Consider the following 12,513-nt stretch of genomic DNA (forward strand, 5'->3'; position numbering starts at 1 on the left):
CAATTTTTTTAAGGAATCTTTATTTTTTTAGTTTTCACTTCAAAATATCTTAGATGCCCTGATAGGACTGATGTTTGATTTATTATATGATGATTTTTAAGGAAACTCCAGTAACACTTCATTGAAAGCATGAGTTCCCTTCTAAAAATTAAGCTTCAATAATAGTATTAAATTGGATTATTTTGTATATTAGTATGTAACCAACTCATTTCAAATTGATTGAAAACCGGTCAAATTTCAGGTGAGTTAAACGGTGAGTTCTTTCTGGAAATATTTCGGTATTGTTCTGATAATAAGACACTTACGGGATACAAGACGAATCCTGGTATCCCTAAAGATAAAAAAAAACAATGAGTTAGGCCAATGTCTAGTTCCTTCTTTTTCTGTACGGGAACAACAAATCCTGACTTTATTTGGCGGTTGGTAAGCGGTTTGAAATGATTGCGTATTCTCTCTTACATTATTTTAAACTGTTTGCTTGTAGCAATAGTTCTTTGACGTGCTGATGATTTTTGATTGAGTTCCGCTTAAAGGTTAATGGCGAACAGCCTAAGAAATCGGGACAACATTAATCTGTTGTGGAATGACACTTTATATGTTACCATTGAAAATGAGTTTTCTCTGGTGTCGGAATTGCTCAATTGCATAACCTTGGCAATATTCACCTTGGTCAAGGCGGTATTGAAATGAAAGTAAAGCTTATTTCCACTTCGTGCCTGCGAGTTTTCGAGCCCCGCAAATTGCTTTGCCTCGCGGAATACCTTATCGAGAGCTCTCCACAAGTACCACCGACGTATCAGACAAGGAATGCTACAACCTGTAAGACAAACAAATCAAAACATTTGAGTGCTTACAAAGCATGCTGGCAATACAGACAATAGCCATGAGCATCATATACTCATCACTTTCATCTTTGCACATAAAGCTGTTGCTTGAAAGTGGGGTAAAAACACTAAACAAAGGACGTATGTACGAACTATTCAATTTTGTCCATTACAAAATCAGCATGATAATAAAAGTATTGCTGCCCAATATGACACCAAGGGCTTTCCTTCCTCAATCAGATCCATCCCCTAATTAATGACGGACAGTTAAGCTTCTTACTGAATTTTGAAAACTAAAAATGGGAGATGGTCAAATATAAAGCAAAATATATAACAAGTGAAATTAAGCATTCTTTTTATGAGGACAATTTGTTTAAGTCGGACTTCCTATTCGACTGCGGTGAAACAAAGATCGTGCAGGTTGATGCCACCTACTTCTTTAAAAAAAGCGATATTTTTCTAATCCCAAAAAACCAGTTGGCGACCATCATTAATTATCCAAAAGACGTGCAACCGAATAAAACAGTTGTCATGCACCTTTCAAAAGAGGGAATGATTGATTATTATTCAAGGCTGGATGTAAAGGCAAAGAGCTTTGGTATCGCCGAAAATTCTTTGGCACAACAATCACCCCTTGTTGGTAAGTTGTCTTTCTTCGCTGATTCCTTATTTCGAAATGGAGGACCTTCCTGAGGCTATTGCATCGCTGAAGATTACCGAAGCGATCAGTATTCTCAGGGCCATTGACGGGGGAATTGACAGCGTGTTGGCAAACGTTGAAGAACCCGGGAAAATAGACATGGTCAACTATATGGAAAGGAACTTTAGGTTTAATCTGCCTTTGAAAAAGCGCAGCTTTCTGACCGGGCGCAGCCTGACAACCTTTAAACAGGACTTCGGCAAAGCGTTCAACACAACGCCGCAAAAATGGCTTACCCGAAAACGGCTGGAGTTGGCCCAATACCAGTTTGTCGAAAAGAACAAGAAGCCCATCGACGTTTACTATGAAGTAGGATTTGAAAACTTCTTACATTTTTCATACGCCTTTTAAAAGCAGTTTGGCTATTCACCTGCCGAATTGATGGGACGGCAAAGGACTGATTGTCACTAAACGTGAACTGTAGTGGGAGGTTTCGGTGAGCAACAAGCCTTTCGCGGCGCTTGGATTATTGTTGAACATTCCGGTTTCTGCAAAAAAGCTATTAAAAAGTGATGTCATTTTTAGTTTTTCACCCTTATCTAAAAATGAGAGTGCTAAGAGAAATTCAAGGAGCGAAATTCTAATGATGCGTATTTTGGCAAGCTGCCTAAAGCATTGACTTTAGGAAAAAACGTGGTGTGAGAATAGAAAAAATAAAAATAGGAGAACTAAAGCGTCAGGAGGTGTTGCTGTATCGGATGACGAACGATACAGGGAGTTACGTTGAGTTGACGAATTATGGGGCAACCTTGGTTTCTGTGGTGGTGCCTGATGTCAAGGGACAGCTGGGAAATGTTGTTCTTGGATTTCCTGGCCTTGATGGGTATTTGAAGGACGATTGTTATGTGGGATCAACCATCGGTCGTTTTGCAAACAGAATTAGAAATGCTCGTTTTAATATTGGAAATGAGCAGTTCTGTCTTGATGAAAATGACGGGGTTCATTCTAATCACGGCGGTTTTTCAGGGTTTAATATCCAGGTTTTTGAGGTAGAAATATTGGCTGATGAAATCCGTTTTAACCTGAATAGTCCAGATGGTCAAGGCGGATTTCCCGGCGCATTGAGTATATCTGTTTGTTATCGGTGGAATAATCGCCAGGAGTTAATTATCCGATTTTATGCGGTGTCATCAAGGGAAACCATTTTAAACTTAACCAACCATGCCTACTTTAATTTGTCTGCAATGTCGAAAAGCGGACTTCAGCAAAGATTAACACTGGAAGCTTCCCGGATCGTCCAGTGTACGAATGAATTTATCCCTACGGGAAGAATCGTTCCTGCTGGTGAGTTGGCTTTCAGCGGTCAACGAATCGTAGAGAAAATGAATTTGGATTCTCCTGGCTTTAAAGGCATAAATAGCTACTATGTGCTCGAAGAAAAAAGGGCTGGTCAGCCTGCATGTTTATTGGAGGATGTTGAGTCGGGACGCCAGATGAAGGTTTACACAAGTTATCCCGGAGTCCAATTTTATACCGGCGATTTTCTTGAAAGTCGTGTTCCGGGTAGCCATGGGGTTGAATACCAGCCTTATGATGGAGTTTGCATCGAGTGCCTGCATTATCCCGATAGCCCGAACCATCCGAACTTTCCAAGTACGCTATTGAAGGTAGGATCAGAGTACAATGAAGAAATCCGTTACCACTTTGAATTAAAATCCAATCATGAATAGATTCGAAATGAAATTAGGTAGCTTTAGCATTGCCATACTTTTGCTTTGTACTTTTGCAATAAGTAGGGCAGAACAATTTTCCGTGAAGTCTCCAAACCAGTTGCTAACCATGAGTTTGGAGGTTGGAGAGAATTTGACCTATAGCGTATCGTATAATGGGGAGGAGATTATCAAATCCTCATCCATCGCATTGCATCTTGCCAGTGGAACCATTCTAGGGGATGAGCCTGTTGTGCAGACGACAGACGTTGTGAATTTAGACGAGACACTTTATCCTGTTTTGGGAAAAAACAATGAGTTGGCTGCTTCTTATCAAGAACTAACCATTGTTTTTGAAGGCAATTATGCTTTGATCCTGCGGGCATACGATGAGGGGGTAGCCTACCGGTTTAAGACCTCTTTTGACCATGAAATCTTTATCGAATTAGAAGAGGCGAATTTTGTGTTTGGGGAGCCGGTAGGTAGTGTTTTCCCAACTGCAGACCCAACGATGCGCTCTTGGGAAAGAGCGTATGATACTTACAGTTCACTGGATCAGATAAATCAGGATCAGTTTTGTATTACGCCAGCTTTGTTTCGGAATGAACAAGTGAATATCGTAATCGCGGAGTCTGATTTGTTCAGCTATCCCGGATTGTATTTGCAACCAGCGGGGGAGAATACAGTGCAGGGAAAATGGGCGTATTACCCCAAAACGGTATCCGATCCCGATGACGTTTACGCATATCACCGGGTTCTGGAGCGCGAAAATTATCTCGCAAAGACTGAGGGAACGCGTACTTTCCCCTGGCGAGTGATCATTGTCAATGAAGATGATAAGGATTTGTTGAATAATGAACTGATTTATAAGCTGGCGACTGCTTCGAAACTGGAGGACACTTCCTGGATAAGACCGGGTAAGTCAGTTTGGGAATGGTGGCATGACGCCATTTTGGAAACTGATCAAATCGAATCAGGTCTTAATAATTTGAGTTTTGACTTGTATAAGTACTATATTGACTTTGCTGCAGAATTTGAGATGGAGTACATTACAATGGATGCAGGTTGGAGTACGGATTATGCTGCCCAGGTTTGCAGCTATGCAGCTTCAAAGGATGTTGGAGTAATTGTTTGGGATTTTATCAATCTGCCGATCGAAAACCCGGATCGATTGACACAAATTAAAAATTTTGGAGCAGCGGGAGTGAAAATTGATTTGATTGAACGGGACGATCAGGAAGCGATTGATTGGCTGGAGCAACTCGCTGATGAATGTGCAAAACGCGAAATGTTAATCATTCTGCATGGGTGTCCAAAACCGACAGGCTTACATCGGACATATCCAAATATCGTCAACTTTGAAGCGGTGAGGGGAGCCGAATGTGCCAAATGGGACAGGACTCCGAATCCGACTTATCATACTGAATTCCCTTTCATTCGGATGCTGGCAGGTCCACTGGATTATACGCCTGGTTCAATGCGAAATGTACATGTTGATGAGTTTGAGCCAATCCCACACGGCATTCCGATGACGATGGGGACAAAGGCTCACGAGTTAGCGATGTACGTCTTATTTGATCAACCCCTGGGGTACTTATGTGATTCCCCGGTTGAATACCGAAAAAACATGATTGCCATGAACTTTCTCAAGAAGGTACCAACGACATGGGATCAAACAGTGCCGCTAGATGGGAAGATTGGTGAGTTTGCGATCGTAGCCCGCAAGAAGGACGACGATTGGTATGTCGGTGCCATGACAAACAATGAGTCGCGAAGCATTACCATAGATTTTTCATTTTTGGCGAACAATGAAACCTTTGAAGTAGAGGTTTACCGGGATAATGAGCATACAACACAGGACGCAAAGGCCATTGGTTATGAAACGATCGAGGTTACCAATCAAACGGTTTTGGATTTTAACTTAGCCCCCGGAGGAGGGCTTGCGATGTATTTAAAGAAGTCTGTACCTACATCTGCCAGTGACTTGGAACAAAAGAGTGAACTCCATTTATTTCTCAATTCCGACAGAGAGGTTTTGAATGTTCAATCGCAGGAATATATCAGTAAGATTAAGATCTTTGATCTCTTGGGGCGACTTCATTTCTCCAGAGAAATACCCGCATATCAAAAGTCGTTGCAGGTGAATGTGGGCCATTTGTACCCCGGAACTTATGTTGCTGATGTGGAAATCACAGATGCTAGAATGAGGCAGAAGTTTGTGAAGTAGCTACTCTTTTAATCGCTACGATTTCTGGATAGGTGTATTTAATCCATTCTGTATCGGCCGTCATAGCTAGATAAATATAATTCGATAGTTGTTCTAAAATGAAGAGTTATGGACGATTTTGGAAAGGATCAAGATTTATCTATATTCGGGAACTTAACCAACCGATATGTCCGGATCTGGAGGCAACCATAGTTTGAACTCTCTAAGCAAGTTGAAGAGGTTTGGGAATTCTGAATCAGAAGTAGTGAATGATAACTTCGACGAATTTAAGGATCAATCTGACCAAGTGATTTGGTTGGCCTTTAAAGAAGGTGACGAATCGGCTTATGTTTTCATGTACCAGAAATATTTTGCCGACTTAATTAATTATGGGAGCCAGTTCACAAGAAATGGACAGTTGGTTGAAGACTGTGTGCAAGATCTTTTTATTGATCTGAAAAAAAATAGAAAAAATCTCACCGATAAAAATACTTCCATAAAATTCTACCTCTTTAAATCGCTTAAGAGGAGGGTTATCGAATACCGAAAAAAAATAGAGAAAGTTTCTCTGGAACCAACTGAAGGACAGAGAGAATTTGAGATTGTGTTGCCAATTGAAGCATTGTTGGTTGAAAAGCAAATCAAAGAAGAACAACTATTAAAGCTATCGGAAGCCGTTCAACAACTTACCAGTCGGCAGCGAGAAGTCTTATACTATCTTTTTTATGCAGAACTCTCTTATGAAGAAATAAGGGAAATCATGGGGTTTGATCATGTTCGTTCTGTTCGCAATATTTTTTACAAGGCACTGGATCGATTGAAAACAAACTTTAGGGTCGTCGTTTGCTTCAACGTGTTCGCCTAAGATCTTATATTACTGCTGTTTGTCCTTCAAAATCAGTTGTGTGATCACTTCTCATTAAAAATCTTACTTTTTTCTGATGTCATTTCAGGGGTTTGCTCCTTATAGAATAAAAGCAGTCAAGAAAAGTATGAAGAAACGAGATTATAGTTTTGAACAGGTTGAAGATTTTTTTGAAGACGATCGATTTATAAGCTGGGTTAAGAATCCTACACCTGAATTAGATCAATTTTGGAGCACATGGGGTGACCAGTTTCCTGAGAAAAGAAAATTGTTTGAACAAGCTTGTTTATTAGCAGATTCCATTCAATTTCATTCCGTTCCGCCTTCAGCAGAGCAACTTACTCGTGTTTTTGATAAAATTGAAAAAGGAGCCTATTCTTCACTGTACAAGCAACCAGAATCCAGAACGATACCTTTCTTCCGGTATTGGTCCAGGATTGCTGCCGTTCTTTTACTATTCTTCACGGTGGGCAGTTTGGTATGGTACTTTAGTTCCAAGGTGGATGATTCATTCATTCAGCAGCAAGCGGAAATGCTCGTTGTTTCTACAAAATTTGGCGAAAAACAGACAATTACTTTGCCCGATGGTAGCCAGGTGATCATGAATTCGGGCAGTACGCTGTCTTATCCCTCGTCCTTCCATGCTGAGCGATCAGTTGCACTTAGTGGCGAGGCTTTCTTTAAGGTAACGAAAAATCCTGAAAAGCCTTTTGTTGTTAGAAGTGGAGAAATTGCAACCAGAGTGTTGGGAACTTCTTTTAACGTGAAGGCTTATGAGGATGAGGATGTTGTGGCTGTGGCATTAAAATCAGGAAAAGTTTTAATTAAAAATGAAGCCTCGGGAGCATGGTCCGATGTGACTTTGATTCCCGGTGAAAAATTGCTGACCAAAAACGGCAATGCGATCAAAATGAAAGTTAGTGACAGCGATCTTTCCTGGCAGGATGGTGAGCTAACCTTTGATGGTAGTGATTTCGATGATTTTGTAAAAAAAATCAAGCGCTGGTACGGAGTCGAAATTAAAGTTGAAGGAGAACCGGGTGATGAATGGAGAGTAAACGGAAAATTTAAAAATAAGTCTCTGGCCGTGGTGTTGGAAAGTATCAGTTTTGCTGAGAACATTGATTACACCCTCCAGGGAAACGAGGTTATGTTACGCTTTAAGGAACGTTAATCACAAAAACTGATATGAATACATCCTAACAAAAAACCGGAGTTTAGGAGCTCCGGCTTAAAAAAAAAGCATGAATAGGTGAAAGCATCATGCCTTAGTTTATTAATCAGATTAAGAACCAATTAATTATTCCAAACTTATGAAAAATTATTTATTAAGACAATTGGTAAATAGACCTCGCTATGTCTTAGCGATTCTATTGCTGCAAGTATTCTCATTTTCTGCTTTGTATGCACAGGCGGAGTCCTCGAAAAAGGTGGATACAATCAATGAAGTCAGAATAAATCTGAATATCAAAGCAGCAAAGATCGTTGAAATTTTCAATTTGATTGAATCACAAACGGATTACACCTTTGTTTATGATGATCGTGCGATAAATAGAAATCAGCGAATCACCATTGATAAAAATAATGCCAGTATTTACGACATCCTTTCTGATATTTCATCAGAAACCGATCTGAAATTTATGCAGATGAATGAGATTATTAATGTGGCTAAGAAAAGCTGGCATGAAAAGTCGAAGGTTGAAATAAAGGGAGAGCAAAATAACCAGATTGCTGTGACCGGTAAGGTTACCTCAAGTGATGATAATCAGCCTATTCCTGGCGTAAATGTCGTTATCAAAGGAACAACCATTGGAACAATAACTGATATTCAAGGAGATTATTCTTTGGAAGTTCCCAGGGATGCGGTCTTGATTTTTAGTTTCATTGGATTTGAAAGACAGGAAGTTTCTGTTTCTAATCGCCAAAATATTGACGTGGTGTTGTTGTCCGATATAACTTCGATCAACGAAGTCATCGTGGTTGGCGCAGCTATTAAGGAACGTGATTTAACAGGTGCAATAGTCAATGTAAATGAAGAAACGCTAAAGGAGCGTCCGGTTACCAGTGTAAACGAAGCCCTGCAAGGACGGGCTGCCGGTGTGTATATCAGGTCAAACCCACAGCCGGGAAGTGATGCTTCAATTAAAATCAGGGGAAACAATTCCATGAACTTCGGTGCAAGTCCAATTTATGTGGTGGACGGTATTGTTATGGATCGTGACTTTAATATGATTAACTTGAGTGATGTTGCTTCAATTAATGTATTGAAAGATGCATCATCAACGGCACTTTATGGATCAAGGGGAGCCAATGGCGTTGTAATCATTACAACGAAAAAAGGAAAAAGTGGAGAAGGAAAAGTAACTTACGATGGCTGGTTCGGCGTGCAGGAGTTCACCAACGAATCGCTCACCCTGGGGGCCAAAGACATGTTTGAATTGAGAATTGATGCCCTTGAAAATGCAGGGTCAGTTGGTGGCGCTTACTATACGTTAAATCCCAATGCGACGAGACAAGATTTCATCGATGAGGAATTGTTGGCTGATGGAAAATTGTGGTTTGCTGATTATGAGGTTGAAAGCTATAATAATGGAGAAAGTTACAACTGGCTTGATGAAGTCACAAGGGCTGCATTTCAGCAAAATCATAACCTCAGTATGTCGGGCGGATCAGATAAGGGAAATTACTATCTGAGTTTTGGATATACCGACCAGGAAGGAATTGTTAAAAGTTCGAACTATAAGAAATATTCTGGCCGGGTAAACCTCGAGCAAAATGTAAAAAACTGGTTGAAAGTAGGGACAAATACTTCCTACACAAGATCAGTAAATGACCTGGTTGATGGAAAGGTCTTTGGCGTAGCGAGAGGGGCTAACCCGCTGTTGCCCATCAGTGATGAGCACTTGTATTTGGCATGGGGTAATAACTGGGATATCAATAGCGAGAATCCAATCAAAACATTGACGCTGGATAAGGATACTTACAAGAGTCGGATATTTTCATCAAATTACTTGAATATTAATCCAATCGAAGGATTAAATGTTCGGACATCTTTTTCGGTTGACCTGATTGACCAGGAATACTATGAATATACACCGAGTGATATTCAGCAGGCATTAAGAAATTCCTATCGCGGGATTGCCATTCATAATCTGGATCATGCGTTTAACTACCAATGGGATAATTCGGCAACGTACGACATGAAGTTTGATAAGCATTTCTTGACTGCATTGGTCAGTACCAGTCTTAGTAAGAATATGTTTAAATATACCAATGTCACAGCACAAGATTATCCGGTTGACGACTTTGGGTATTTTAACCTGGGAGCCGCTTTTGGCAAAGAAAACTTCAACTTAGGTTCCAATCAAGTTACGTCAACTTTGATGTCATACTTGGGGCGCTTAAACTATAGCTACGACGGCAGATATTATGCGACTGTAACAGCACGGTATGACGGTTCATCCAAGTTCAACGAAGGTCACAAATGGGGACTGTTTCCATCAGTCGCACTAGCCTGGAATATGGCCAATGAAAATTTCATGCGTGGACAAAGTCTTTTTGACTTGGCAAAGCTACGCTTTGGCTATGGTTCTGTGGGTAATCAAAATATTCCGGACTACGCTTTTTTTAGCCTTTATAATCCATCCTACTCAGACGGTAAAGTATCTTTCAATTCAACAGGATTGCGCGGAACTTCTGCACTGACCTGGGAAAAGCAATCTCAAATGAATATAGGGTTGGATCTAGGTGTTCTTGATAACCGGATACAAATGACGGCAGAGTATTTCAATATTGTTAACTCGAACCTGCTAATGCGTCGTACGCTTTCAACCTTGACAGGTTATGGTTCGGCGATTGAGAATATCGGTGAAATGACCAACAAAGGTTTTGAGTTCTCTGTAAATGCAGCCATAATCGATCAAGAAGACTTTAAATGGGATGTTGCCGCTAATATTTCGTTTGACAAAAATGAGGTGACCCAGTTGTATGGAGATATTGATGCCATTTATAATTTCGGAGGCTTTACCGGAACTGAAATACAACGAACAGGGAATTTCTTTCTGGGCGAGTCTTTGAATACGATTTACATGTGGGAGTTTGACAGGATTATTCAGGAAGAAGATATGGATTACGTTAATTCTCTAACCCTGCCTGGGAAAACATTGGAACCTGGTGACATCCTACCTAAAGATCAACAACAAGAAGGAGAAGAGGGGCACGGAGTGATTGACGAGGATGACCGTGTGATCGTTGGAAAGAGTGATCCAAAGTTTTATGGAGGTTTTTCAACTCGATTAGCTTATAAAAGCTTGTCACTTAATGCTGTGTTTAATTACTCTTCGGGTGCTAAAGCGATTGGTAGCTTGTATGAGGGATTGATGAATGGAACGGGTTACAGTTCGGCGCATAAAGACATGTTGGATCGTTGGACGCCAGAGAATCCAAATACAAATATTCCAAGAGCAACCTACGACAATTCGATTCGCTTTTCTACTGGAGAAACCTCATGGGCATTACAAGACGCCTCTTTCCTAAGACTATCAACATTGACCTTGGCTTATGACCTGCCAGGAAGTGTTGCTCAAAAGGTCGGAATGAAAGATTTCAGAGTATATACGACCGGAAGTAATTTGTTTTGCCTAACAAAATATAAAGGATATGACCCAGAAAATGGAGATTGGTATCCAACCGCAAGAATGTTTGTTTTAGGGTTGAATTTTAGTTTCTAGGCTAGTTCTGATTAGTAACAATTAAATACGACAAAATGAAAAAAATATATTACCTAAGCATTTTATTAGGGGCTTTAATGTTTAGCTCTTGCGAAGACTTTCTAACAGAGGAGCCAAAGACACAATTAACCGAGGAAGAGGTGTATGGCGACGAGGAGAATATTGAGCTCTTAATTTCAGGCTTGTACACGCAATGGCGGGCGACGAGAAGTGACCGGCGGGCACTATATATGTACACCATGGGTACAGACGAGGGCAAGCAAGGTGGGCAGCAGATTCGAGAGAATAACACGCAGGCAGCCTTGGACAAGTATAACGGGGCCCTCAATGCTTCAAATTCTGTTTTAGCCGAACAGTGGAATCGGAGATGGCCAATAGTGAGTGCGGCAGCTAAAGCAGCCAAGTATGCTACATCTGAGACCTTGAAAGCTGAAGCGTCATTTATTCGTGGAGTGGTTAACTATGAATTGGCGATGTATTGGGGACCGATTCCAATTATTGATTTGGATGACATGAGAGAATCCAGACAGCCCCTGACAGATGTCTTCGAGTTCATAATCAAGGATATTGAAAACGCAGCCACTAATTTGCCAACTACACAGGAGGATAAGAAGCTTCCCACAAAAGCTGCGGCGCAAGCGCTGCTTGGTAAGATTTACATGAGTGCTCCCGAAAGTACAGGGCTACGTGATTTCGAAAAGGCAAAAGATTATTTTGACATGGTAATTCCAAATTATTCGCTGTTGAGTAATTATGGGGAGTTATTTAACACCACAACAAACCAAAATAGCTCTGAAATTATTTACGCTTTCCAGTTCACAAACGTGTGGCCTGATAACAACATGGTTCAACATCATGCCGGATCGAGAGCCGTAGCAGACCTTGATGCTAACACCTATTTCGGCGGTTATGATCTTTGTATGCCGACTGACTATTATGCGGAAAATGTATCTGATGGTGGTATCTGGGAGTCAGGTGATACTCGGAAGAATGCCTCAATCCGTTATGATTTTACCTTGCCTGATGGGAGGGAACCGCAAATTACCTGGACTGGACAAGCTGACGAGTTGGGTCCTCACACCAAGAAGTTTGAAGACATTCGTACCCAAGGAGTACAAAACTTCTGGTATTCAGGTGGTTTGATTTATTTTCTTCGCCTTTCGGATATTCTACTCTCTAAGGCAGAGTGTTTAAATGAACTGGGACAAACATCAGCCGCAGTTGAGCTGGTTAACACAACCGTCCGAACCAGAGCTTTTGGTGGAACCTTGCCACCAGAACATGCTTGGTCAACGGGGATGTCTCAAGACCAGTTCCGAACTCAAATTATGGACGAGAGGATGCGGGAGCTTGGATTCGAAGGATGGAGACGCATTGACTTGATTCGTACTGGAAAATTGGTTTCGTTGGTGAAAGAACGTAATCCATGGGCGAAAGAAGAAGGCATGATTTCGGAGTTCCACAACCTTTATCCAATCCCGGAATCGGAAATTAAACAGAACGAATTGATAAACGAGGAAGACCAGAATCCTGGGTATT

At 40.9% G+C, this 12,513-nt stretch carries 8 protein-coding genes; all 8 read left to right on the forward strand.

Annotated elements, in window-relative coordinates; all coding sequences use genetic code 11:
• Nucleotides 1–1,238 precede the first annotated feature (1,238 nt).
• A complete protein-coding gene (locus AAC033_RS16245; protein ID WP_339740034.1) occupies nucleotides 1,239–1,517 on the forward strand; it encodes a hypothetical protein in 279 nt (92 codons plus the stop codon).
• Complete coding sequence (locus tag AAC033_RS16250) at nucleotides 1,501–1,875, forward strand: AraC family transcriptional regulator (protein WP_339740036.1); 375 nt, start codon at nucleotides 1,501–1,503, stop codon at nucleotides 1,873–1,875. The genes AAC033_RS16245 and AAC033_RS16250 overlap by 17 nt, the downstream gene beginning before the upstream one ends.
• Before the next feature lie 287 nt (nucleotides 1,876–2,162).
• Nucleotides 2,163–3,194: an aldose epimerase family protein gene (locus AAC033_RS16255; protein WP_339740038.1), complete on the forward strand. Its 1,032-nt coding sequence runs from the start codon at nucleotides 2,163–2,165 to the stop codon at nucleotides 3,192–3,194.
• Nucleotides 3,187–5,400, forward strand: coding sequence for a glycoside hydrolase family 97 catalytic domain-containing protein (locus AAC033_RS16260; RefSeq protein WP_339740040.1), 2,214 nt, complete (start codon nucleotides 3,187–3,189; stop codon nucleotides 5,398–5,400). Before AAC033_RS16255 ends, AAC033_RS16260 begins: the two co-directional genes overlap by 8 nt.
• A gap of 244 nt (nucleotides 5,401–5,644) precedes the next feature.
• Nucleotides 5,645–6,244, forward strand: coding sequence for a sigma-70 family RNA polymerase sigma factor (locus tag AAC033_RS16265; RefSeq protein ID WP_339740042.1), 600 nt, complete (start codon nucleotides 5,645–5,647; stop codon nucleotides 6,242–6,244).
• A gap of 127 nt (nucleotides 6,245–6,371) precedes the next feature.
• Nucleotides 6,372–7,418: a FecR domain-containing protein gene (locus AAC033_RS16270; protein ID WP_339740044.1), complete on the forward strand. Its 1,047-nt coding sequence runs from the start codon at nucleotides 6,372–6,374 to the stop codon at nucleotides 7,416–7,418.
• Between the two features lie 139 nt (nucleotides 7,419–7,557).
• Nucleotides 7,558–10,974 (forward strand): TonB-dependent receptor, encoded by a 3,417-nt coding sequence (locus AAC033_RS16275; RefSeq protein ID WP_339740046.1) that lies wholly within the window; start codon nucleotides 7,558–7,560, stop codon nucleotides 10,972–10,974.
• 35 nt (nucleotides 10,975–11,009) lie between these two features.
• Nucleotides 11,010–12,513, forward strand: a 1,504-nt coding sequence (locus AAC033_RS16280) for a RagB/SusD family nutrient uptake outer membrane protein (RefSeq protein WP_339740048.1), incomplete at its 3' end; no start/stop codon positions are given.

It is taken from the genome of uncultured Sunxiuqinia sp., assembly GCF_963974515.1.
Taxonomy (GTDB): Bacteria; Bacteroidota; Bacteroidia; order Bacteroidales; family Prolixibacteraceae; genus Sunxiuqinia.

Coding starts and splice junctions, on each gene's coding strand:
- AAC033_RS16275 (WP_339740046.1), top strand. CDS start 7,558: ATGAAAAATTATTTATTAAGACAATTGGTAAATAGACCTCGCTATGTC.
- AAC033_RS16250 (WP_339740036.1), top strand. CDS start 1,501: ATGGAGGACCTTCCTGAGGCTATTGCATCGCTGAAGATTACCGAAGCG.
- AAC033_RS16260 (WP_339740040.1), top strand. CDS start 3,187: ATGAATAGATTCGAAATGAAATTAGGTAGCTTTAGCATTGCCATACTT.
- AAC033_RS16270 (WP_339740044.1), top strand. CDS start 6,372: ATGAAGAAACGAGATTATAGTTTTGAACAGGTTGAAGATTTTTTTGAA.